Source organism: Maribacter sp. 4G9, assembly GCF_002742265.1.
Taxonomy (GTDB): domain Bacteria; phylum Bacteroidota; class Bacteroidia; order Flavobacteriales; family Flavobacteriaceae; genus Maribacter.
The window spans coordinates 26468-52632 of record NZ_MDGL01000149.1; the positions used below are offsets into that span (position 1 = coordinate 26468).

Here is a 26165-nt window from a genome sequence, read left to right on the forward strand (position 1 = left end):
TCATATTCATTTTATATACAAAATGGTAGCAGGTTTAAATAACTAATTTATCTAAGACCATTAATTCATTATTAATCGTTTTAGCAACTAACCATCTTTTTTATTATATATTTTTTTTGTAGACAGGGCTTATTTTACCCATTAATACTAAAATCAGTCCGATAATTATAAATGGAATACTTAATACTTGTCCCATATTCATAAACATTGCGGCCTCAAATCCGACCTGGTTTTCCTTAAAATATTCAATTATAAGTCTTGCCGAAAATATTAGTAGTAAACACAACCCGAAAATTAACCCATCATGTCTTCTTTTAAAAGACTTTTGATAGGTGTACATTAAGATACCAAATATCAAAAGATAGGAGAATGCTTCATAGAGCTGGGTGGGATGTCTTGGTATTATATCATCTCTTTGAAAAACGACTCCCCAATTTCCGTTTGTCGGTTTTCCATATATCTCCGAATTCATAAAGTTCCCTAACCTTATGAAGGCCCCTACTATTGGACCAACAATTGCAATTCTATCCATTAACCACAAAAAGTTTGTTTTATATTTTTTACAATATAATCCAAGTGAAATTAATACTCCAATTGTTCCTCCATGACTTGCCAATCCTTGAAATCCGATAAAATTATAGGAATCCCCTACTTTTTTAATTGGAAGTAAAATTTCGATAGGATTCTTAAAATAATATTCTGGTTCGTAAAAAAAACAATGTCCAAGTCTTGCCCCCAAGATTATTCCAACAATGACATAAATAATCAATTTGTCTAATCTCTCAAGTGGAACATTTTCTTTTATAAAGATTCTTTTTTCAATTTGGAAAGCGACTACAATACCTATCATAAATAGCAAGCTATAATATTTCAAAGGAAAGGAGTCCGTTATCCAAAATATTTCGGGTTCTACATTCCAATTTAGTAATCCATCGCTCATTTTCTTAGCTATTAATTTAAAGACATGGTTTGAACTCTAATTTAGAAGTTACCCCTAAAATTAGGGATTGTATGAAAGCTGGCCTAGGTATTGAAGCAAGATTATGCAAATTTATAAGGACACCCCACGTTTCCATGGAATAAAATCATCCTGACCCAAAATATCTGCCTTGGCGTTCACCTCGCCGCTGGCCACCTGAATGACGTATTCCAAAATCTCCTCTCCCATTTCTTCAATCGACCTTTCACCTCTAATCACCGCTCCCGTGTCAATATCAATGATATCCGACATTTTATTTGCCATTTCCGTATTGGAGGACACCTTGATTACCGGAGCGATGGGATTTCCCGTAGGAGTTCCCAAGCCGGTAGTAAAAACAACAATATTGGCTCCAGAGCCAACCATTCCCGTAGTGCTTTCTACATCATTTCCAGGAGTGCAAAGCAAATTCAGACCTGGTCTGATCACATACTCGCCATAATCCAATACCCCTTGTATGGGGGATGTGCCCCCTTTTTTGGCCGCGCCGGCCGACTTCATGGCATCTGTGATGAGACCGTCCTTGATATTTCCTGGCGAAGGGTTCATATCAAAGCCCGACCCTACCCGTTCCGCGGAATTCTCATAGGCCTTCATCAATTGCATAAAACGTTCTGCATCCTCGTCGCGGACGCATCGGTTCACCAGCTCCTGTTCTACCCCGCATAACTCGGGAAATTCAGAAAGGATGGGAGAACCTTCCAAAGCGGCCAATAGATCAGAGGCATAACCAAGTGCCGGGTTTGCCGAAATTCCGGAAAATCCATCGGAACCCCCGCATTCCAGTCCCATCTTTAATTTGGAAAGGGGAGCAGGTTTTCTTTGAATGTTATTCGCTTCCTTAATTCCCTCAAAAGATTCCATAATAATGGTATTCAACATATCCTCCGTAGTTCCCAGATTTTGTTGTTCATAGATTAGCACAGGCTTTTTAAGGTTTGGATCCAGCACGTCCAATGCATTCTTTAAAAGGTTTATCTGTAAGTTTTGACATCCTAAACTTAGGACAGTTGCTCCCGCTACATTGGGATTTTTGATATATCCTGCAAATAATTTGGCCAAGGTTTCAGCATCTTGGCGTGTACCCCCGCAACCTCCTTGATGCGTTATGAATTTAACCTCTATATTTTCAAAAGTTCGTTCACCCGTCGTACCATCTGCATTAATATCACTAAGGTCCTTGCCGAGTATAAGTCGCCTCAAGAGTTGTCTTTGTTTGCTTATTTTTCCAATGGCCAATTCCTTTTCAAAGGCATCCTTTAGTATCTCTATATTTCTATTTTCGCAGAACACTAAGGGAAAGAACAGCCATACATTTTGGGTACCGACCTGGCCATCCGGCCTGTGATACCCCAAAAAAGTTCGTTCCTTCCATTGGGAAATATTGGGAGGGTTCCAAGTATACCTATCCGTTCTTCCTTGTACTTCCGCACTCTGATGCTTTACATTTTCAGTAGTCAAAAGTCCCCCCTTTTGTATGAAGTGGAGAGCCCTGCCTACTAAAACCCCGTACATAAAAACCCTGTCTCCCTCCTTTAAGTCCTGGAGGGCTATTTTATGTTTTGCCTTGGTAGGATTTACTATGGTAATGTCCTGGCCTTCAAAATGTATTACCTCACCATCGGTTAAGTCCGCCAGGGCTATACCGACATTGTCCTCTTTATGTACTTTGATTATCTGTTGCATCATGCTTTTATTTATAGCTGTCCACAAATTTCCTGAATCCCTCCTCTACACCATTTGCTTCCAAATGTTTCAAGGCTTCTTCAATAGCTTCGGGAAGGCCGTCCACGTTGTTTAAATCGGTATCCCAATAGTCAATATTGCCCAATACCTGATGAACGGTGCTCGACAGGTTGGGCAAATCCCATAGCTTTTTAAGATTATCAATAATAGCCTCATCGTCATTCAAGGGCAAATCCACACCCTTCCATTGGCCTTGATAAAATCGGATCAGACAAGCAAAGGCAAAAACTATTTTTAAGGGCAACCTTTTATTTAATTGAACATAACCCAATAGACTTGGCAGTACCCTGACCTTAAACTTGGAGATGGAATTTAACGCGATGCTGGACAATTGATGTTTGATGAACGGATTTCGGAAGCGGTCAAGGACATCCTTTGCAAAATCCTCCAATTCCCTTTTGTCCATTTCCAGCGTGGGAATCACTTCCTCGAATATTAGGGAGCGAATAAAGGTACCAGTGAAAGAATCGTCTACCGTATCCTTTACAGTTTCATTACCATAGAGCAATCCTAAAGGTACCATGGCCGTATGTGCCCCGTTCAATATCCGAACCTTTCTTGTTCTATACGGTTGCATATCTGGCACAATGTGTACATCCAAATCGGTCTTATGGAATGGCAATTTCCCCTTTAAGTTTGCATCGCCCTCTATTACCCATAGGAAAAAGGCTTCGGCACTGACAATCAATCTATCCTTATAATTCAACTGACCATCATATGCCTCAATATCATCCTTTGGATAGCCAGTTACAATACGATCTACCAAGGTATTGTGAAAAGTACATGCATTCAGCACCCAGTGTTTAAAGTGACCGGAAAGCCCCCATAGGCTTATATATTTTAGAATAATGGTCTTTAGGGTATCTGCGTTGTAATTGATCAACTCGCATGGAATAACCGTTAGCCCCGATTCCTTACTCCCCTTAAAATATTGAAATCGCTCATGTAGAAAAAGTGTCAACTTTCCCGGAAATGAATTGGGAGGCCGCATTTCCTGCGTATCATTTTCATCAATACTTATTCCGGCCTCGGTGGTGTTGGATATGATAAACTCCAGTTCTTTTTCATTCGCCAAGGCCAAGAATGCTTCGAAATCTTTATAAGGGTCAATACCTTTGACGATATTCTTAACAAGTATCTTTTCCTGAACCTCAGACCCATCCTTAATACCTTTCGTAAACAAGGTATACAATCCGTCCTGCTCGTTGAGCAAGGAAACCATACCTTTTTCAATGGGTTGCACCACGGCCACACCCGCATTGAAACCCACCTCATCGTTCAAAACCTGAAAGGCGTAATCCACAAACGCACGCAAAAAATTACCCTCCCCAAACTGGACGACTTTTATGGGTAAATTCTTTACGCTATTATTCAATTCCCTATTTAGATTTTGCATAAAATTCTATGGATATTTTTTTCCAAGACCCTGCGAAAGCTTTACAATAATCTTACTGTAATTCGTTTGGAAAAGGACAACAATTCCTTGGTAAAACCACTATTTAATTTTTGAAACAAAATACTTCATGCGGTAATTTTCATGAAGATAGCAAGAAATACCTGGAAATTCCTTCTAAGATTCTACGCTTTTTATGGATTTGATAAGAGCCAAAGTATCCTTGACCGTTTTAGTAAGTCCATCAAAATCCTTATTTGCCAGAACCTCCTTACCAATGAGTTGTGAACCCATTCCAACACAGGTCACCCCTGCATCGAACCAACCTTTCAGGTTACCCTCATCGGTACTTACACCACCAGTAGGCATGATGCTAGTCCACGGTTGTGGGCCTTTAATGGCCTTTACAAAACCGGGGCCATAGGTAGAACCAGGAAACAACTTTATAATTTCGCAACCCAGTTCCTCGGCCCTATTGATTTCAGTCAGTGAACCACAACCCGGGGACCAAAGTACTTTTCTTCTATTACACACAAGGGCGATATCCTCCCGCAGGGAAGGAGTTACGATAAAGTTAGCCCCCATTTGCATGAACATACTGGCAGCGGCAGCATCTGTAATGGAACCAACACCCATGATCATTCCTGGCAGTTCCCTAAGGGCATACTTGTTCAACTCGGAAAAAACCTCAAAGGCAAAGTCCCCCCTGGCGGTAAACTCCATAAGACGGGCCCCGCCCTTATAACAGGCCTCCAGTACTTTTTTTCCTAATTCAATATCTGCATGATAAAACAAGGGCACCATGCCTGTTTCCTTCATGACCGCAGCCACTTCCAATCTCGAATATTTTGCCATAAGCCCATCCTAAATCCTTCCCGCAGGGAAGGACTTCCATTTTTTTAACTATTAATACTAAATTTAAACATAAATATTTTCATCATACTCCTTTGAAGGGGTATGTATATGCCTATCTAGCCACCCTACCTGAAGCGTCTCCTCCCATCAGCTTTTCGACCTCATCGACCGTTACCAAATTGGCATCTCCCTTGATCGTATGTTTCAAACAGGAAGCGGCAACGGCAAAATCCAATGCGGTCTGGTCATCGCCTTCATACTTCATCAAACCATAAATGAGTCCGCCCATGAAGGAATCGCCTCCACCTACTCTATCCACGATATCCGTAATTTGGTACTGACGGGTTTCATACATCTTGGAACCGTCCCAAAGAACACCCGCCCACGTATTATGGGAAGCGGATATGGAACCTCTTAAAGTCGTAATCACCTTTTTGGCTTTTGGAAATTTTTGCATCATCTGCTTGCATACGGACAGGAAAGCTTCGGCCTTCACGTCTGCCCCATCTTTATGCACATCCAATCCTTCCGGATGTATACCGAAATGTTTTTCGGCATCCTCTTCGTTTCCTAAGATAATATCGCAATAGGAATTAAGCTCCGTCATTATCTTTTCACGGTCGCCCCCATATTGCCACAACTTTGCACGATAATTTAAATCCGTAGAAATGGTAATTCCTTTTTTATCGGCAGCTTTTACCGCTTCTAGGCAAACATCGGCGGCACCTTGGGAAATTGCCGGGGTTATACCCGTCCAATGGAACCATTCTGCACCATCAAAAACATCGTCCCAATCGATCATACCTGGTTTAATCTCCGCAATTGCGGAATGTGCCCTATCATATATCACCTTACTTCCTCGGCTTACCGCCCCGGTCTCCAAGAAATAAATTCCCAAGCGGTCGCCGCCATAAACGATCTTGTCCGTTCCAACACCTCTCTTTCGCATCTCCATGAGGGCGCACTGCCCTATATCGTTTTTGGGCAGCCGGGTGACAAAATCCACCGGTACCCCATAATTGGCCAATGAAACGGCCACGTTCGATTCTCCCCCACCATAGACCACATCGAATTCGTTCGCTTGGGAAAACCTTAAAAAACCGGGTGGTGACAATCGTAGCATGATCTCACCGAAAGTAACTACTTTTTTCATTATGAATTTAGATTGAAAATTGTTTTAAATATTAAAATATTCCTTTGCATTATTATAACTGATGTCCTGTACCATTTTACCTAACCATTTTGTGTCATTGGGGAGCTCCCCATTGGCAATATCCCTTCCAATGAGATTGCACAAAATCCTTCTAAAATACTCGTGCCTTGGGAAGGAAAGAAAACTTCTGGAATCTGTGAGCATACCAATGAAACAGCTTAATAGGCCAATATTGGAAAGCGCGTTCATCTGTTTTTCCATACCGTCCTTTTGATCTAGAAACCACCACCCAGATCCAAATTGGATCTTACCTCTAACGGAACCATCGTTAAAGTTTCCTACCATGCTTGCCATAACCTCATTGTCTCTTGGGTTTAAATTATAGATAATGGTCTTACATAGTTGGTTGTTGGTATCCAGATGGTTTAGAAACTTGGATAATTTTTCTGCCTGTAGCCAATCTCCAATAGAATCCCAACCTGTATTTGGTCCCAATTGGGTGAGCATTCTATGGTTATTGTTTCTCAAGGCCCCTAAGTGAAATTGTTGAATCCATCCATATTGATGATATTTTCCTGAAAGAAATAAAAGAACGGCACATTTAAAAGTATTCATGTCATCACCACTGATTGTCTTATTGCTCAACCTTTTTTCGACTATTGTATTGATATCATTTTCGTTAAATGAAGTATAATACATATGTGACAACCCGTGGTCCGCTATCCTACAACCATGCGAATGGAAATAAGCTATTCTCTTTTCCAAAGCATCGCATAGGGTAACGAAATTGTTAATGGTTGTTCCTGAAACTTCAGAAAGTAATTCTATATAATTTACAAAGCCATCAGCTTCAATAATAATGGCATTGTCCGGTCTAAAAGCGGTACTTACCTTAGTAGTAAAATTACTTTTCGCCAATATCTTGTGATGCTGCAGTGTATCCGTAGGGTCTTCTGTAGTACATAAAAATTCAACGTTCATTTTGGATATTAGGCCCCTACAACTATAATTGTCCTTTTTTAATTCTTCGTTGGCCCTCTCGTAAATCGATGATGCATTTACCTGCGATAAAGGTTCGGAAATGTTGAAATACCGCTGTAACTCCAAATGGGTCCAATGGTAAAGTGGATTTCGTAAGGTATAGGGAACAGTATAGGCCCACTTATCAAATTTTTCCTTATCCGTAGCTTCGCCCGTGATATATTTCTCAGAAATTCCCAGTGTACGCATGGCTCGCCACTTATAATGGTCTCCATCTAGCCAAACCTGGGACAAATTGTCGAACTTAGTATCCTCTGCCAACATTTTTGGAGATAAATGATTGTGATAATCAATAATTGGCATATCACTGGCGTATTCATGGTAGAGTATTCTGGAGTATTCGTTCTCCAATAAAAAGTCACTATTCAAAAAAGACTTCATAAGATGCTTGTTTAAGGTTAATCTATTTGTTTTGCTAAATAATAGATTTAGAATTTTTCACGGATTTTTGGGAAAGGGGTTTTATGATCTAGGTAACCCTAACTAGGGTTTATGACCCATTGGAGCATCATCCACTTTCAAATCACCCATAACATACTGGAGGCCGTCCAGATAAAACTTGAATAGCTCCGGATTTTGTAAACTTTGCGCATTGTGCGAAGGAGCGGAATAAAAAACCCTTCCCCTACCATATTTTTTTATCCAGGAAACATAATTCATAGTATCTTTTACCTTATGCTTGATTCCTTCTATCTTATCCACCTCAAAATAAAGTAATGGCCTAAAATTATAATCAAAGTAGGCATTTTTGAAAAAATAGGGTTCATCAATATGCTTGAATCCATTTCCATTGAAGGCACTTACCAAGGGGTGGTCTTTGTCCACTTCCTTAAGATGAATTTCCTGCTGTTTTGGATGATAATCAAAACTCGCTCCGGTCATTCTGCTAAATTCCAGAGAATTGTTCTGTACCACAATCGCGCCATGCATAATCACTAGGCCACCCCCCTTTCTTACATATTCCAATAGGTTGGACTCATAATGTTGCGCCTTCCTTTTGGCCTCTTCATCCGTAATGGAAGAATACTTTTTTAACAAGTCATAGAACAAATTTCTTTCAGGGCCTGTTGGGTTTGAATTATTCAATATTACCGCATCGTAGTTTTTTAGGCTTTTCCTTTCAAAATGGGTGATATCAAAACCGATTTGAACTTCGAAGGCTCCCGTTTTTTGGGCCAATATCCTCCAAACCTCATTGTTGTGGGGTATGGTCCAGTGATCAAAGCCCGTAGCTTTTGAGAACACCAGAACCTTTCTTTTTTTAGAGGCAACGACTGTGGTTTTTGATGGGGCATTATCATAAATACTTACCAACCATTCATCGTTTATGGGAAAAGGTTTTAATTCTTGTGCACTAACTGCGTTGAACATAAGTAAAGCGCAAATAATTAAGGTAGGCAAAACCTTTTTCATTTTGAAGTAGATGATCTAATTATTAATTTATGACGAACTAAAATAGTATTCGTAGTCTGTAAGTTTATGTTCCCATTGAGATGAGCTATAATACTTTCTCCGGCAAGCGTTCCCATTTTGTAACCGGGATACTCTATGGTGGTGAGATTTGGACTCACTATTTCGCATACAGGATCATTATTAAAACCAACTACTTTTATGTCCTCCGGAACCCTAAAACCTTCCCTTTGCAAAGCAATGATACAATGTGCCGCAAAATTATCACTGGCCACAAATAGTCCATCTATTTTTTTGTTTGCCCTTTTTATATGACTAATGACTTCTTCAATATGTATTGGGTCTAAGCCAGTTTCTATCAATTGATCGGCATGCAAGGAAAAGCCGTTCATCAAAAGTGCCTGTTGAAAACCTTTGAACCGATCGGCATACAATGTCCTTTTTAGATTGCCACTAACATGTATAGGATTTTTACATCCCTGATCAACAAGGTGCTGACCTGCATCAAAACCTGCCGCTAAATTGTCTATTAAAATGGTGGGACATTGAGGAAGATCGATTACACGATCAAAAAACAGAAGTGGTATTTTGCGAGAGGTAAAGGCCTCAAAATGTTCGTAATCGTTGGATTCGTTTGCCAATGACACTAATAGAGCATCCACACCACTGTTCAATAATGTAGTTGCATTTATTTTTTCTTTCTCCTCCGATTCTTGGGACTGACTAATAATTAAATTATAGCCAACCTTGTTTGCAACTTGCTCGATTCCCGCAAGTACCGTGGACATAAAGTATGAATTTAGTTTTGGCACAATAACCCCGATGGTATTTGATTGCTGCCTACTTAAATTAGAAGCGAACTTATTCGTCCTGTAGCCCTTTTCTTTTGCCAATTCCAAAACCATTTTCTTGGTGTTATCGCTTATAGAGGGGTGGCCATTTAGGCTACGGCTCACCGTAGCTGGTGATAGGCCCAACTGGTTCGCCAAATCATAAATCGTTATTCTTTTAGACATATTAAAATTCAGTTGGAACTTATTTGTGCAACAAAAATACAATTATTGCACGCTACAACCTACAAAAACATAAAAAATATAGCTAAAATTATAGGTATTATCATTATAGCGTAGTGAAATTTGTTAAAAATTAATTATTTTATGTAATAATTTATGCAATCGGTTGCTTTTTTCGATATTGATTTCTAGATTTGGCTCAGTTAACATTAAGTTCACATTTCAGAGCAATTAATTTAATCATCAACCTAACAACACAAAATATGGAAAAATCAAGTCATTTGACCATTTTGAAAAGAGCATGCCTACTGATGGTATTCTGCTATCTTGCCTGCACAAACTTTTCAAATGCGCAAAGTGGGTCCACAATAACGGGTACTGTTGTGGACAGCGAAAATTCACCCCTACCTGGAGCATCGATTGTCGAAAAAGGAACTTCCAATGGAGTTTCTACGGATTTCGACGGGAACTTTTCAATTGATCTTTCTAGTGCCAATGCAATACTTTTGGTTTCCTATATAGGGTATGATCCAAAGGAAATTAGCGTAGAAGGAAAATCCAATATTGTCATAAACCTTAACGAAAACGCCTCTGCTTTGGACGAAGTAGTTGTTGTGGGTTATGGTAGCCAAAAACGTTCCGATGTTACGGGGGCGATAGCAAGCGCCAATCTTGAAGCGTTTGAGGAAGCGCCCAATACCAATATAGCGCAGAGCTTACAGGGTACCGTCCCCGGCCTAAACGTTGGCCAGGTGAACACGGCAGGTGGGACCCCTGAAATTACTATTAGGGGGCAAGTATCCCTAAATGGTAGCCAAAGCGTACTTATCGTTTTGGATGGTATACAATATAATGGATCATTGTCTTCAATAAACCCAAATGATATCGAATCCATAGATGTATTAAAGGATGTTAGTTCTACCGCAATTTATGGGGCGCAAGCAGCCAACGGGGTAATTTTGATAACCTCCAAGGGAGGAAAGAGAAATCAAAAACCTAAAGTTTCCATTAGCTCTTCATATGCAACCCTACAACCGTCTCAAAATATAAGGCCGCTAAGAAGGGATGCATATATTGACCATTTGAACATGCAATTATACGATTTGCGTTTTCTAGCTCCTGACTATCTAACACCAAATCCAAACTATGTTGGGTATTTTGAACCCGGGCAGGGTATTAATGCCAATTTTGAACTACAATCAGATACCAATCCCGGTGAATTTAACGACAATGATTACGATTGGTGGGAGGAAGGTACCCAAACAGGCTTTGTTAGACAAAATGAAATAAGTGTCGCAGGTGCCTCAGAGTCCACTAGCTATTTGGTTTCCTTAGGACTAACCGAACAGGAAGGTATAATTAGAAACGACGACTTTTCTCGTAGAAGCATCCGCGTAAACCTGGAAAGCAATATCACAAAAGGTTGGAAGATAGGTGTGCAATCCTTTGGGTCGTTTGTCAAACAGGATGGTGACGAACCTTTTTTGTCGCAATTGGCAGGTTTTTCCCCTTTACTTGTTCCTTTTGACGATCAAGGTAATCTTATTCCCAATCCGGCAGGTACCATAGAACCCAATCCCTTTTTGGGCCTGGATACGCAAGACTATGAACGTCATGATTATTTCTTTGCCAATTTATATACTGAAGTAGACCTTCCTTTTATAAAAGGTTTGTCCTATCGTCTCAATTTTGGTAATAACTATAGAATAGATAAGTTTTACGGATCTAGTATTTATGAAGCGGGACAAACAGGGCTTGCGAGTAAGGACGTACGGTTTTATAGGGACTATACTTTGGACAATCTGTTAAATTACAGTAGGATTTTTGGAAAGCATGACGTTTCGGCCACCTTACTCTACGGAGCCATCGAGCGACAAGAAGAGACTACTGTGGCAACGGCCACCGGTTTTGACCGATTGCTGTTGGGCTACAATGATCTAGCCGTAGGAGCCATACCCACAATAAACTCAAGTGCATATACGGAGACTTTGAACTATCAAATGCTTAGGGCGAATTATAAATTTGATAACAGGTATATCCTGACCGGTACTATTAGACGGGATGGATTTTCTGGGTTTGCGGCCAATGAAAAAACCGCTTATTTCCCTTCCGGTGCCTTGGGATGGATTGTGTCCAATGAGTCTTTTTTAAGGGATTCTGAATGGATAAACAACTTGAAGTTCAGGGCCAGTTACGGTATTAGTGGAAATCAGACCCCAAGATTCACCTCCCTAGCGAGATTGGGCACCAGAGCCGCCTATGTTTTTGGGGACGGTTCAGGTCCTGCTTTTGGTCAAGAGCTTACCTCATTGGCCAATCCTAACCTAAGATGGGAAAAAACCGCGGGTCTCAACCTAGGTTTGGACTTCTCACTTTTTACCGATAGGTTGCGAGGAAACCTGGATGTATATCAAAATACTACGGACGATTTATTGTTTTCAGTAAGGATACCCTTCCTTACGGGTTTTAGCAATATTCAGACAAACGTAGGTAAGATACAGAATACTGGTCTCGAGGTTTCTTTATCGGGTGATATTGTGCGTAATGACAACTTTACCTGGACGGCTACAGCGAACTTCTCAACAAATAAGAACGAAATTCTAGAACTTACCGGGGAGGACGCTGATGGCGATGGTGTTGAAGATGATTTGATTCAAAGTAATCTTTTCATAGGGGAATCCATAAATGCAATTTATGATTACGAAGTAGATGGTATTTACCAAATAGGAGATGATATTCCAGATGGTTATGCTATTGGAAATTACAGGGTCGTTGACCAAAACGGTGATGGAGTTATTACGCAAGCGGATGACCGCAAAATACTAGGAACCAGGGACCCTTCTTATGCAGTGTCTTTGTTGAACACGTTTACCTATAAAAATTTATCCTTTAGTTTTTTCCTTAACTCAATACAAGGTAATGGTGGAAACTATATTTCAAGGAATGACAATGCACTTTATAGAAATGCCAATACATTGTACCAAAACGTACTTACAGGAATCGATTACTGGTCACCGGACAATCCAGATGGACTGAACGCCATGGCGCCAAGCAGACCTGGGATTTCAGGAACACGTTATGAAAACAGAAGTTTCGTTCGTCTACAGGATATTAATCTTAGATATAACTTCAATAGGGATATTCTTGAAAGGATAGGTTTAACGGATTTAAGTGTATTTGTTAGTGGAAAGAACCTGTTTACATGGACAGATTGGACTGGATGGGATCCAGAATTTCAAAGGGCGTCAGATGGGATTTATGGTGTAGGCCTTACTACTAATGGCAGACCTGTATTAAAAGGATACTCACTAGGTTTAAACTTATCATTCTAATTCAATAAACAATGAAAAAAATAATACTATTTCTAGCTATAATCCCCTTTTTCTGGGGATGTGACGAAGATTTCTTGGAAGAAAGACCAGAAGACTTTTTGAGTTCTACCAATGCTTTTACAACATACGCGGATTTTACTGCATCTGTTAACAATTTGTACTTTTTGGTAAGAAGGCAGTTTTACAACAGGGATGAGAATAGGCCGTTCGATTTTGTGTATGGCACCGATCTGGTCTTTGACGGGGAGCCTGGGGGCACCCAAAGGCATGGCAATATGGTACAGGCATATGACCCAGCGGGCGATATTGCCACCACACATTGGAACTTGCTGTATAAGACCATCTCTGAGGCCAACACGGTTATTGAGCGAGCCCCATTGTCTGAAATGAACGAGGAGGAGATCCAGGACATTGTTTCCCAAGCAAGATTTTTCAGGGGATTTGCCTATAACGTATTAGCCACCCTATATGGAGGTGTGCCCATAGTGACAGAGGAGATTAAAGAGCCTAAAATTGATTTTGTTAGGGCCAGTAAGAATGAGGTGTTACAGCAGGCCATAGATGATTTAATCTTTGCCGCCCAAAACCTACCCGCTATTTCAACAGCACAAGATGGTCGGGTAAATGATTTAGTGGCACACCATTATCTGGCAGAGGCCTATCTTTCCATGGGGATGAATACAGAAGCCATTGCCTCGGCCACTACGGTCATCAATAACCCCAATACCGCTTTAATGACGGCTCGTTATGGCTCCCGTTCCACAGAAGAACCTGGTGACGTTTACTGGGATCTTTTCAGAAGGGGCAATCAAAACCGTGCCAGCGGCAATACGGAAGCCTTATGGGTAATCCAATTTGAATTGGATGTACAAGGGGGCGGCATACAGTCTGGCAGCCGCGGTGGTTCATATCCTGCTGAAAGACATTTTGCACCCTTGTTACGCTTTGCCCCCTTCAACTCCTGGCCAGTAGGTGATTACACTGGAGGAAGGGGAATTGGTTGGGGAATTACCACGGAGTTCTATACAAATACAGTATGGGGAAATGACGCCTCCAATCCAGATTTCGTAAATGACATTAGAAATGCCAACCATAACTTTATACGGATTTTCAACAGGGATAATTCCTCTGCTTTGGCAATAATAGCAGATGAAATAGGCAGGGATACGGTTTGGTCCACCGAAACACAACCAAGGATTCGGGAATTTTATGCCTATCCTACCAAGGTAACCACTCCTTATAATCATCCGGAAGGCCTATTAAGACCAAGCAGTGTGCCTTTTGCCCTTACCTCGGCAGCTGGTTCCACGTACACGGATCAATATATGTTAAGACTGGCCGAAACTTACTTGCTACGGGCAGAGGCTTACTTGGCCAATAACCAGTCACAATTGGCGGCAGATGATATTAATGTGGTACGTAGTAGGGCAAATGCGTCTGCCGTGGCTGCTGGAGATGTAACGTTGGATTATATTTTGGATGAACGTGTTCGTGAATTGGGCCTTGAAGAAAAAAGAAGGCTTACTTTAATGCGGACAAACACAATTTATGATAGGGTTATACGGTACAATCCGTTTTACGTTGAAAATGGCATGCAGGAACATTTCAATTTATGGCCCATTCCTGCCAATGAAATCGAGGGTAACCGTGGTGCGGTCTTGGAACAAAACCCAGGGTATAATTAAAAAGATTTTATAAAATGTTATGTTAGTTTAGTTGTTAGTTTTATTATTTTTTTTTGAAAGTCACTTTTATTTTGCGTCTTCCAAAAATTGATTGAGTTAGTTTAGTTAATTACCGTTGTTCTAACCAAAGATTATGAAAAGAATTATTTTGATTTTAGTTTTAATGCCAATAATGGCTTGTACATCAAAAAAAGAGGAAATCATTTTCAGTTTAGGAGAGAACAACGGTATTCTAGTTGATCGACCTACCTCCGTCCACATTGGAGATTTGGATATTTCAAAGTATGATCTTTACAACAACGGACATCTTATTCCTTATGATTTTGATACAGAAACAAATAAAATCTGGTTTGTACATGGTCCCGGAAAATCCCTTGAATATACGCTTAAGCCTAAGAATGAATTCCAAAACGATGTAGATAAATTAACTGCCAAAAAAGAAGATGGCCTTTTAACCCTATCCATAGGGAATGAGCCTAGGGTAGGTTACAGGTATGGAATGCATTACCCTCCCAACGGAGTAGATTCCATTTTTAAAAAATCAGGTTTTATACATCCCCTTCTTACTCCCTCTGGTGATACGCTTACGAGAATAAACCCACCGGACCATTGGCATCATTATGGTATTTGGGGACCCTGGACCCATACCAGAATTGATACCGTTAGGGTAGACTTTTGGAATATTGGAGATGGAAATGGTACAGTACTGCACAAGGAATTTAAAAAAGAATCAAATGGACAAGTCGCTTCCGGTTTTACCGCCGTTCAAGAACATATGGACCTCAAGACTGAAAATAGTCCGCAGGTGGCCCTTGAGGAAAAACTTGAAGTAAAGATATGGGAGCTCAACAACAAAAACCGCTATATCATGGATTATAGCTCCAGCTTTACCAGTCCCTTAAAAAATGGTATCTTATTTGAAGCCTATAGATATGGTGGTGGTATTGGAATGCGATTTACGGAACGTTGGAAAAAGGATAACTGTAAGGTGCTAACCTCTGAGGGAAAAGACAGACTATCCGCAGATGGCACAAACGCCAAATGGGCCATTGTGAGCGGTGAGGCCAGCAATGGAACGGGAACGAACGGCATTCTATTTCTGAGTCATTCCGGCAACAGAATGCACCCTGAACCTATGCGAGTCTGGCCCATTGACGGAAATGGCGGCCGCGGGGATATGTTCTTTGAATTTTGCCCGATCAGACATGAACCCTGGGAAATTGAACCCAATCAAGTATATCAATTAAAATATAGAATGGTGGTCTTTGAGGGAGAACTTTCCCCTGAAGAGGCAGAAGCTTATTGGAAGGACTTCGTTGAACCTGTACAATCAGAATTAGAGGTAAATTAAAATTAACTACCAATGCAAAGAAGAAATTTTATCAAAAAAACATCTATTGGCACCGCTGCGGCAGTAGCATTTCCTACAATCGTTCCCTCATCGGTATTTGGGAAAAATGCCCCAAGTAACAAAATCAATATTGGTCAAATAGGCTGTGGGCGTATTGCGCGCGGACATGATATTCCAGATACCTTTAAATATGATGATGCACGTTTTATTGCCGTTTGTGATTTGGACTCCAAACGTCTTGGAGATGCAAAAACACTGGTAGACGGTTATTACAGGGAAAAAACGGGTAAGTCCAAATATATGGATACCAAGACCTACGGGGACTACCGTGAAATGCTTTTGGACAAGGATATAGATGCTGTAGTCATCAGTACACCAGACCACTGGCATTCCCAACCTGCCATGGAAGCGGCTATTGCCGGGAAGGATATCTACCTTCAAAAACCTACATCACTTACCGTAAAGGAAGGTCAACAATTGCAAAAGGCGGTTCAGGAAAATAACGTTGTACTACAAGTAGGCACTCAGCAAAGAGCAATGCCTCAATTTAGAGTTGCGGCAGAGCTTGTTAGAAATGGAAGGATTGGTAAAATCCATACCGTTAAAATTGGGTTGCCAGGTGACCCAGCGGGCCCAGAAGCTCCAGCTATGCCGGTCCCTAGTAACCTTAATTTTGATATGTGGTTGGGCTCTACCCCAGAAGTTCCATATACAGAAATTGGAGTTCATCCGCAAAACGACTATAGTAGACCTGGTTGGTTAAGACATAGAAATTATGGTGCAGGAATGATCACTGGCTGGGGACAGCATCATTATGATTCCGCCGCTTGGGGTATGAACACCGAACTTACCGGACCGGTATCGGTTGAAGCATTGGCAGAATTTCCAAAATCCGGATTATGGAACGTACATGGCGATTTCTTTGTAAAACATGAATATGAGAATGGCATTACCGTTTATACCAGTGGTGGTTATACCAATGGAGTTCAATATATAGGAGAGGATGGTTGGATTTTTGTTTCACGGGGAGATTATACAGCTTCCGCTTCCGATCCAGTGGATAAAGAAAAGAGTTCAAAAGCATTGAATGCCTCAGATCCCAAAATACTGGAGTCCGTCATTGGTCCCAATGAGATACATTTGGAAAAAATAGATGACCAACATGGCAACTGGTTGGAGTGTATAAAAACTAGAAAACAACCAATATCTCCCATTGAAAAAGGGCATAAGGCCTGTACCATCTGTTTGATCAGTGATATTGCCATGCAATTTTCACGCAAACTAAAATGGGATCCCATCAACGAATGGTTCATAGATGACCCAGAGGCGAACGCCATGTTGCAAAGAGCTCAACGCAAACCTTATGGAACGGATTATGTAAAAATGGGATAACATTCGAAAGGGTTTCACATCAAAGTCCCTTTTTGCTTACCTCCTATTTTGATAACCTACTAGGTCCCATTGTAAAGGTGGGGCAGAATTTACATTTACTTTGAAATTAAAGCACATGAAGAAATTCATAGTATTGGCTACTATCCTTTCAATTTTTGGTTTTACAGTTTCATGTGAACAACAAAAAGGGGAAGAGAAGGACACAAAAAACCAACCTGTTAAGCTAATGACCCTTGATCCGGGCCATTTTCACGCAGCTTTGGTCCAAAAAACCATGTATCCCCAAGTTGATTCGACCATTTATGTATTTGCACCAAATGGTCCGGAAGTCAAAGATTTTCTCAGTAAGATTGAACAGTACAACACTAGAGATGAAAATCCTACCAAGTGGGAAGTAAAAACCTATCTTGGAGAGGATTATCTAACAAAAATGCTTTCCGATAAACCTGGTAATGTAATGGTAGTAGCAGGAAAGAATTCCAAAAAAATAGACTATATATTGGATGCTGTGAATGCTGGGCTAAACGTTTATGCCGATAAACCTTTGGTTATTGATCCAGAAGGTTTTGAAAAGTTGAAGGAAGCATTTAAAATCGCCAAGGAGAACGATGTATTGATCTACGATATCATGACAGAGCGATATGAATCAACAACTATGATGCAAAAACAACTTTCGCTCTTACCTGCTTTATTTGGGGAATTGGTGGAAGGAACATTGGAAGACCCCGCCATAAGCAAAGAAAGCGTACATCACTTTTTCAAATATGTTTCCGGAAATCCTTTGGTGCGACCACCTTGGTTCTTTGACGTATCAGAAGAAGGTGAGGGAATCGTGGATGTCACGACACATTTGGTGGACCTGGTACAGTGGGAAGCGTTTCCTAACGAAGTTATGGATACAACCCAGATAGAAATGATTACCGCAAGAAGGTGGCCCACAAAGGTATCTCAGCAAGAATTTGAAAAGGTCACCGGACTTCCAACATTTCCAGAGTACCTTGAGAAAGATGTGGTAAACGATACCTTGCACGTGTACTGCAATGGAGAAATGATCTATAAAATTAAGGATAAGCATGCCAAGGTATCCGTAATATGGAACTTTATGGCCCCAGAAGGCACTGGCGATACACACTATAGTATTATGAGAGGTACAAAAAGTGACCTTATCATAAGACAAGGACTAGAGGAAAATTATAGTCCTGTTCTTTATATTGAAACCAAAGAAATAGATGGTTTTGAAGAACAATTGAATGAAGCATTGAATAGTGATATTAATGACCTATTTCCAGGCACTACGCTTACCGAAGTTAAAAAGGGCAAATGGAAGGTGAACATTCCTGATGCATTTAAAGTGGGGCACGAGGCCCACTTTGCACAGGTAACGGAGAACTATCTTAAATACTTGGAGTCAGGAGAAATGCCACCTTGGGAAGTACCCAATATGATCACTAAATATTATACTACCATAGAAGCATACAAAATGGCAAAGGCAAATTAATGGGCGAACAATTCTCTTTATCTAATAGAACGTATGCAATCTCTGGGGGAACCGGCATACTTGGAGGGTCAATTGCTGAATACTTGGTAAATGAAGGGGCTAAAGTCATCCTGTTAGGAAGATCTCTGGAGAAATTGGAATCAAAACAAAAAGTATTGGACCAAATAGCTGCAAACAGTACAACTATCTTTAAGGTGGATGTACTTAGTGAAACCGAGTTGTTTAGATTAAAGGAGATAATTTCTACATCTTTTGATACATTGGACGGCTTAATTAATTTGGCCGGAGGTAATATCCCTGGCGCAACCCTGCGGCCAGATCAGACCATTCATGATATTGCAATGTCAGATACTCAAAAAGTAGTGGACATTAATCTTTTTGGTACCGTAATGCCTTCTATAGTTTTGAGTGGTATTATGGTAAAACAAGGTAAAGGTTCTATAATTAATATATCATCCATGGCAGCCAAACAAAGTATTTCAAGGGTATTGGGCTATTCAATGGCCAAGGCCGGTGTTGATATTTTTACAAAATGGATGGCGCAAGAACTTGCCACAAAACACGGGGATAAAATAAGGGTCAACGCCATCGCACCAGGATTTTTTATAGGTAACCAGAATAGGAAATTGCTGATTAATGAAGATGGTTCCCTTACGGAAAGAGGACAGCTCATTATCAACAACACTCCTATGAAACGTTTTGGCGATGTAATGGAATTAAATGGCATGGTCCATTACCTTTTAAGCGATGCATCCTCATTCGTGACAGGGAGCATTTTTGATTTGGACGGCGGTTTCAATTCATTTTCTGGAGTTTAGAAGATTTGCCAATGAAAGTTCTTGACCAACGGACCTTACAAAAGCGTTTCTATTATGGTATCTTGTTTTTGAAATAACCATAAAACTGTATATTGTAACCTACCTTTGGAAACACGCGATAATTATCTTTTTTTTAATAAAGAATGAAAAATCTAAAGAAAACATTTAGGTGGTTTGGACCCGATTTTGGTGTATCGTTAGCGGATATAAGGCAATTGGGCGTACAAGGAATAGTGGCGGCCTGCCAGGAAGTACTGCTGGGCGAGATATGGCCCAAGGACACCATTGGTGCCCTAAAGACACAAATAGAAAATCATGGTATGGAATGGTCCGTAGTGGAAAGTGTGAATGTGCATACGGCCATCAAATACGGACTCAAGGAAAGGGACCTGTATATATCCAATTATATAGAAACTTTAAAAAATTTAGCGGCCCACGGTATTTATAACGTGTGCTATAATTTTATGCAGCTCATAGACTGGACCCGCACCGATCTAGATTATATTTTGCCAACCGGAGCATCGGCCCTTCGATATAGTCCAATTTCAGCAGCGGCATTTGACCTTTTTATATTGGAACGCGAAGGAGCCCAAGAGTCGTATTCAAAAGACGAATATTTAGAGGCCAAGGCCTATTATGGAGCCTTGTCCGATTCCGGAAAAAAGAACTTAAAAGCAGCCATTCTGGCCGGTATGCCAGGCTCCAGAAAAGAAATAGATTTAAGCGAATTTAAAAAGAACCACACCACCGTATTGGGTATAAAAAAGGAAACACTTCAAGAAAACCTATCATATTTTCTCAACGCGGTGATTCCAGATGCTGAAAAATTGGGCGTACGCATGGCCATACATCCGGATGACCCTCCATTTTCCGTTTTTGGGGTCCCCAGAATCGTTTCCAATTATGACGATATTAAGTTTTTGTTGGAATGTTGTCCTTCCCCCAGCAATGGGCTAACTTTTTGTTCCGGTTCTTTGGGAGCATCGGAAACCAATGACTTGGTGAAAATTATAGAGGATTTTGGGGATAAGATCCATTTTATACATCTTCGCAATGTTTCCCGAAACCAAGATGGCAGTTTTTACGAGGCCGATCATCTAAGTGGTTCCGTACCTATGCAAAAGGTCATGAAGGCCATCGTACAACAGCAACAAAAACGACATATGACACAAAATGGGGTGGTGGACATCCCCATGAGACCAGATCATGGACATGTTTTGTTGGATGATAAAAAGCGCCAGCAGGAATTTTACTCCGGTTACTCGCTCATTGGCAGGGCCATGGGACTTGCCCAACTTTCTGGGTTGGAAATGGGTGTACGGGAAGGCTTGGTTGTATAAAAAATATAATATTGATTTATAAAATGTACACTATCGCTTGGAAAGGAATACGGACAAAAATTTTGTGGGTATGTACTTTGCTTTTGTTGCAATCCTGTGCTTTGGAGAATAACACCAAGGTGCTTTATTTTGCCCATTCCCTTCCTATTACACATCCCGTACATAGGGCCATAATGGACATGAAGGAATCCTTGGCCCAAAAATCTGGCGGGAAACTGCAAATAAAGATCTTTCCAGATGGACAACTTGGAACGGAGCGCGAAGTCTTGGAACTCCTACAAATAGGGAGTATTTCAATGACAAAGGTAAGTGCAGCCTCCCTTTCCAACTTCGCCCCAGACTATCAGGTAACCAGTATTCCCTATTTATTCAGGGACGGCGAACATCTGTTCAAGGTACTGGAAGGTGAAATTGGGAAGGAACTATTAATGAGCAGTACGGAATATTTACTACGAGGGCTATGTTTCTATGATGCCGGGGCCCGAAGCTTTTATGCAAAGAACCAAAAAATAGAAAGCCCTGCGGATTTAGAGGGGATGAAGATCAGGACCATGAACGACCAAATGTCCGTTGATATGGTAAACACACTTGGCGGTTCCGCAACTCCCATGGCCTATGGCGAACTCTATACCGCCCTACAACAAAACGTGGTTGATGGAGCGGAAAACAACATTCCTTCCTTTGTTACCAGTAACCATTACGAGGTCTGTAAATACTATTCGTTCGATGAGCATACCATGGTACCCGATGTGGTAGTGATCGGAACACGTTTTTGGGAAACATTGAGCGATACGGAAAAAATCTGGCTTCAGGAAGCTGCCGATGAAAGTGTAGCAAAGCAAAAACGGTATTGGAAAGAAACGGTGGAAGAAAATATGAAGGTGTTGAAAAAGGCCAATGTTCAATTTTTATATCCGGATAAAAGTGAATTTTCAAAAAATGCCGCTCCGATCATGGAGAAAATGATGCAAGATGAAAAAATGAAAGCGGTAATTGAAAAAATACGGTCAGAATAATGCAAAAAACCTACAATCTCCTGAACAAAATAATCGAGGGCCTTTTGGTAATCATCTTCGGTCTACTCGTCATAGACGTAGTTTGGCAAGTGGTATCCCGTTATGTCGTAGGCCAATCAAGTTCCTTTACGGAGGAATTCGCACGCTTTTCATTGATTTGGCTGACGGTACTAGGTGCAGCCTATATCAACGGGCAGCAAGAAGGTCACCTTTCCATGGATTTTTTACTATTAAAATTGCCCGAGGCCAAACGAAAAAGGAGACAAAAAGTAATCCAAATAGCAATGGCCCTCTTTGCTTTTGTGGTTATGGTCATTGGCGGTGGTAATTTGGTCTATACTACGCTTCGATTGGGCCAAACCTCCTCTGCCCTACATCTGCCACTGGGGTACGTATATAGTATTGTGCCCTTATGTGGTCTTATTATTATGTTCTTTTCATGGTACAACGTTAAACAACTAAATAGGAAATAAATGAGTATAGAGCTTATAAGTGTTTTGGTCCTTTTTGTAAGTTTTGCCATTTTATTGCTCTACGGGGTACCCGTAGCCTACTCCATAGGTATTTCCACTACTCTGGTCCTTGTTGTCAATATGGCCTTTAATCCCTCTGTAACCACGGTGGCCCAGCGAATGACCACCGGTATCGATAATTTTGCCCTTTTGGCTATCCCATTTTTTATTCTGGCGGGGGAACTCATGAACCGTGGTGGCGTGGCCAATAGGCTTATCGCTTTGGCCAAATCCCTAATAGGGAGCCTTCCGGGAGGACTGGCCTATGTGAACATCATTTCTGCCATGTTGTTCGGGGCCATTTCAGGTTCGGCCATAGCTGCGGCCTCGGCCATTGGTAGTACACTGACGGACAAAATGGAAAAAGAAGGCTATCCCAGGCAATTTAGTGCCGCCGTAAACATTAGTTCATCCACTACGGGCCTATTGATACCCCCCAGTAACGTACTCATCATTTTTGCTTTGGCAAGCGGTGGAACGGCCTCCGTGGCCGCCCTATTTGTGGCAGGGTACATCCCCGGTATTTTGGTGGGCCTTGCACTTATGGTCATGGTCTTTTTTTATGCTAAAAAGAAGAAATTACCCAAGGCCGATAGGGTAGGCTTCAAACAGCTTTTTATTGATTTTAAGGAAGCTTTTCTCAGCCTTACGCTGTTGGTTATTGTGGTTGGAGGAATCGTTGCCGGTATTTTTACAGCGACCGAGGCTGCGGCTATTGCCGTTGTTTATGCCGCTTTTTTAGGTTTCCTCAACAGGGAACTGCATGTTAGGGATTTTAGGGGCATTTTGCTGAAAAGTGCGAAAACAACGGCCATCGTCATGTTCTTGATTGCCACTTCCATGGCCATGTCCTGGGTGTTTTCCTTTGAAGGCATACCGCAATTGCTAACGGGAATCATGGTCGATTCCGTAAGTAACCCCATATTGATTTTCTTGCTCATCAACTTAATATTACTCATTGTAGGAACTTTTATGGATATGACCCCAGCGGTTCTCATCTTTACCCCTATTTTCCTTCCCGTTGCCATGGCGCTAGGGATGCATCCTGTTCAGTTTGGAATGGTGATCGTATTGAATTTGTGTATTGGGGTTTGTACCCCCCCGGTGGGTACTTTACTTTTTGTGGGCAGTGGCGTGGCCCAAGTACCGGTTGGCAAGGTTATCAAACCCTTATTACCCCTTTTATTGGCCATGGTTTTTGTACTATTTTTAATTACTTATTTTTCAGGAATATCATTGTGGTTGCCCCAATTTTTTGGGTTGATCGATTAGAAGTGATACTACAATGATTTCCCCAAACAATTTTTTATTCATGAAGTTTGTATTTGTTCCCATAACTATTGCCTTTATTTTTTTTACCTCCTGTAAACCTTCTTATGAAGAGACCGAAATATCTTTGGATACCTATACCTTGGAAAAAGGTTTTACTTTAAAGGTCTTGGCATCGGAACCACTCCTTAAGGCACCCGTTGCGATGGATTTTGACGATAAGGGCAGGATGTGGGTAGCACAGATGCCCGGTTACATGAACGATATGCAGGGCTCCGCGGAAAACGATCCCGTGGGAAGTATTCGTATTCTCGAAGATCTCGACCATGATGGTATTGCGGACCATGCAAAAATATTCTTGGACAGCCTGATCATGCCTAGGGCATTGGCCCATGTCTATGGCGGTTTGCTCTATGCGGAACCTCCTTATTTATGGTTCGTGGACATCAAGGACGACAAACCAGCGAATCCCGTATTGGTAGACTCACTATATGCCGTAGAAGGTAATCCGGAACATCAGCCCAATGGACTATTGTTAAACGTGGACAATTGGATCTACAATGCCAAGTCCAATTTTAGATATAGAAGAAAAAATGGAATATGGTATAAAGAACCAACCACGTTTAGGGGCCAGTGGGGAATTTCCAATGATAATTTTGGCCGATTATATTACAACGATAACTCAAGGATATTACTTGGGGATTATGTGCTGCCCAATACGTTGATCGGCAATACCCATTTTACTCCAGACTCCAGTGTGGACAATGTCCTAACCAATGACCAACGTGTCTATCCAAGCCACGCCACCACGGTGAATAGGGGTTATGCCAAAGGGGTGTTGAACCAAGATAGTATTTTGATCCATGCTACCGCCGCATGCAGCCCCTTGGTTTATAGGGGAGGTTCTTTTTCCAAGGAATATGACCAAAATGTCTTTGTATGTCTACCCGAAGGAAATTTGATCAAAAGAGTCCTACTGAACTTCAAAGGGGATTCGATCACGGCGCAGCATGCATGGCAGGATAAAGAATTCTTGACCTCTACGGATGAAGGGTTTCGCCCCGTATCGATTAAGAACGGCCCTGATGGCAGTATATATGTAGTGGATATGCACAGGGGTATGATCGGTCACCATGCCTATTTAAGTCCTTACTTGAAGAAAAAAACAGCGAGAAACCGTTTGGATACCATCACCAATTATGGGCGGATTTTAAATATCAAATCAGAAAATTTTCAAGAGGTACCAATCCCCGATTTTAAAACTAGGACCGGCGAGGAACTTATTTCCTTATTGTCCAGTGGGAATGGTTGGATTCGTGATCGAGCTCAGCACCATCTGCTATTTCATAAACCCGATGGATTGATACAGGCCTTAAAAGATGTAATATTCAACGCCAATAACGATTGGGCACCAATACATGCGCTTTATGTTTTGGAAGAATGGGATAAGCTTACCTTCGATTTCCTCTCGGAGGTTATTGAAAAAGGCAATGATAAGGCTGCGGCACATGCCTTGGTACTTTTGAAACCCTTTGCTTTGGAAGAACATAAGGATTCCGCCAAATCTCTTTTTGAAAAGGTCGTGGACAAAGATAGAATGGTGCTGGATATTTACCTTGGCAATACTCTAGGTACTTGGATGCAAATTGATAACAATGCCTTTGCCCAGACTTTTTTGACCCTTTTAAAGAGACATAGCGAAAATGCTACGGTACAAGAAGCACTCATAAGTGGATTGGATGGCATTGAAAAGCAATTACTTGGTACTAAGGACTTAGATGAGGATACCTTTGCCTCCTTTACAGATAAGCTAACAAAAAGTATCTCCAATAGGGACCAAAAGGTATTCAATCCAATTTATACGAGAAAAACATTAAATGAGGATGATAGAACAAGTGGCGCAAAAATGTTTTATGCTATTTGTGCCTCGTGCCATGGACCCAATGGTCAGGGTATCGAGGGCCTTGCACCTCCTCTCATTAATTCGGAACATGTTAAAAATACGGAGCGGTTGGCACTTATTATGCTCCATGGTCTGGAAGGCCCCATACAAGTAAATGGGAAGGAATACGACCTTAATTTGGCCATGCCCGGACTCATTAGGAACGAGACCATAACCGATAAGGACATTGCGGATATCATCGCCTATGTTACCAATTCTTTTTCTGACAAACCCAAAACCCTCAAGGAAGAACGTATAGCCGAACTGAGAAAGGTTAAATCCTCCTCGGGCATGGAGTTTACCGAATCTGAGTTAATTCAGCTCGATACTGAAAAAGAGACCTTGGACAAAGGGAAATAACCAAGGTAGACGGTGAGGAGATACAGTGTTATTGGAATTAACTCAGTTGTAGAAATGGCT

19 protein-coding genes are annotated in these 26165 nt (G+C 41.2%); 11 read left to right on the forward strand and 8 right to left on the reverse strand.

Annotation, left to right across the window (positions count from 1 at the left end; all coding sequences use genetic code 11):
- Positions 1-103: 103 nt before the first annotated feature.
- The 8 genes from lgt to BFP75_RS14325 all read right to left on the reverse strand — a co-directional run bounded on the left by lgt (position 104) and on the right by BFP75_RS14325 (position 9593).
- Complete coding sequence (gene lgt, locus BFP75_RS14290; RefSeq protein WP_099546045.1) at positions 104-940, reverse strand: prolipoprotein diacylglyceryl transferase; 837 nt, start codon at positions 938-940, stop codon at positions 104-106.
- Positions 941-1051: 111 nt separating this feature from the next.
- Complete coding sequence (locus tag BFP75_RS14295) at positions 1052-2668, reverse strand: UxaA family hydrolase (protein WP_099546046.1); 1617 nt, start codon at positions 2666-2668, stop codon at positions 1052-1054.
- 4 nt (positions 2669-2672) lie between these two features.
- Positions 2673-4121: a tagaturonate reductase gene (locus tag BFP75_RS14300; RefSeq protein ID WP_099546047.1), complete on the reverse strand. Its 1449-nt coding sequence runs from the start codon at positions 4119-4121 to the stop codon at positions 2673-2675.
- 174 nt (positions 4122-4295) lie between these two features.
- Positions 4296-4973, reverse strand: a complete 678-nt coding sequence (locus tag BFP75_RS14305) for a bifunctional 4-hydroxy-2-oxoglutarate aldolase/2-dehydro-3-deoxy-phosphogluconate aldolase (protein ID WP_099546048.1) — start codon at positions 4971-4973, stop codon at positions 4296-4298.
- Positions 4974-5085: 112 nt separating this feature from the next.
- Positions 5086-6126: a sugar kinase gene (locus tag BFP75_RS14310; protein ID WP_099546049.1), complete on the reverse strand. Its 1041-nt coding sequence runs from the start codon at positions 6124-6126 to the stop codon at positions 5086-5088.
- A 24-nt stretch (positions 6127-6150) separates the two neighbouring features.
- On the reverse strand, positions 6151-7548 hold the full coding sequence (uxaC, locus tag BFP75_RS14315; protein WP_099546050.1) for a glucuronate isomerase: 1398 nt from the start codon (positions 7546-7548) through the stop codon (positions 6151-6153).
- Between the two features lie 102 nt (positions 7549-7650).
- Positions 7651-8580, reverse strand: a complete 930-nt coding sequence (locus BFP75_RS14320; protein ID WP_099546051.1) for a ThuA domain-containing protein — start codon at positions 8578-8580, stop codon at positions 7651-7653.
- On the reverse strand, positions 8577-9593 hold the full coding sequence (locus tag BFP75_RS14325; RefSeq protein ID WP_099546052.1) for a LacI family DNA-binding transcriptional regulator: 1017 nt from the start codon (positions 9591-9593) through the stop codon (positions 8577-8579). The genes BFP75_RS14320 and BFP75_RS14325 overlap by 4 nt, the downstream gene beginning before the upstream one ends.
- Before the next feature lie 260 nt (positions 9594-9853).
- Here BFP75_RS14325 and BFP75_RS14330 point away from each other — a divergent pair, with 260 nt between their 5' ends.
- From BFP75_RS14330 to BFP75_RS14380, 11 genes are all read left to right on the forward strand, one after another.
- Positions 9854-12922, forward strand: coding sequence for a SusC/RagA family TonB-linked outer membrane protein (locus BFP75_RS14330; RefSeq protein ID WP_240531801.1), 3069 nt, complete (start codon positions 9854-9856; stop codon positions 12920-12922).
- Positions 12923-12933: 11 nt separating this feature from the next.
- Positions 12934-14607: a RagB/SusD family nutrient uptake outer membrane protein gene (locus tag BFP75_RS14335; RefSeq protein WP_099546053.1), complete on the forward strand. Its 1674-nt coding sequence runs from the start codon at positions 12934-12936 to the stop codon at positions 14605-14607.
- 133 nt (positions 14608-14740) lie between these two features.
- Positions 14741-15958 (forward strand): PmoA family protein, encoded by a 1218-nt coding sequence (locus tag BFP75_RS14340; protein ID WP_099546054.1) that lies wholly within the window; start codon positions 14741-14743, stop codon positions 15956-15958.
- Between the two features lie 12 nt (positions 15959-15970).
- Positions 15971-17350, forward strand: coding sequence for a Gfo/Idh/MocA family protein (locus tag BFP75_RS14345; protein WP_099546055.1), 1380 nt, complete (start codon positions 15971-15973; stop codon positions 17348-17350).
- Between the two features lie 115 nt (positions 17351-17465).
- Positions 17466-18848, forward strand: coding sequence for a putative oxidoreductase C-terminal domain-containing protein (locus BFP75_RS14350; RefSeq protein ID WP_099546056.1), 1383 nt, complete (start codon positions 17466-17468; stop codon positions 18846-18848).
- Positions 18848-19666 (forward strand): SDR family oxidoreductase, encoded by an 819-nt coding sequence (locus tag BFP75_RS14355; RefSeq protein WP_099546057.1) that lies wholly within the window; start codon positions 18848-18850, stop codon positions 19664-19666. Before BFP75_RS14350 ends, BFP75_RS14355 begins: the two co-directional genes overlap by 1 nt.
- Before the next feature lie 143 nt (positions 19667-19809).
- Positions 19810-21006, forward strand: a complete 1197-nt coding sequence (gene uxuA / locus BFP75_RS14360; RefSeq protein ID WP_099546058.1) for a mannonate dehydratase — start codon at positions 19810-19812, stop codon at positions 21004-21006.
- A 23-nt stretch (positions 21007-21029) separates the two neighbouring features.
- Positions 21030-22022 (forward strand): TRAP transporter substrate-binding protein, encoded by a 993-nt coding sequence (locus BFP75_RS14365; RefSeq protein ID WP_099546059.1) that lies wholly within the window; start codon positions 21030-21032, stop codon positions 22020-22022.
- Entirely contained in the window at positions 22022-22495 is a 474-nt protein-coding gene (locus BFP75_RS14370) for a TRAP transporter small permease (RefSeq protein WP_099546060.1), read from the forward strand. Before BFP75_RS14365 ends, BFP75_RS14370 begins: the two co-directional genes overlap by 1 nt.
- The gene (locus tag BFP75_RS14375) at positions 22496-23806 is read left to right on the forward strand and encodes a TRAP transporter large permease (RefSeq protein WP_206073556.1); all 1311 of its coding nucleotides are present in this window, start codon (positions 22496-22498) and stop codon (positions 23804-23806) included. It abuts the gene before it with no gap.
- A 40-nt stretch (positions 23807-23846) separates the two neighbouring features.
- A complete protein-coding gene (locus BFP75_RS14380) occupies positions 23847-26105 on the forward strand; it encodes a c-type cytochrome (RefSeq protein WP_099546182.1) in 2259 nt (752 codons plus the stop codon).
- Positions 26106-26165 lie beyond the last annotated feature (60 nt).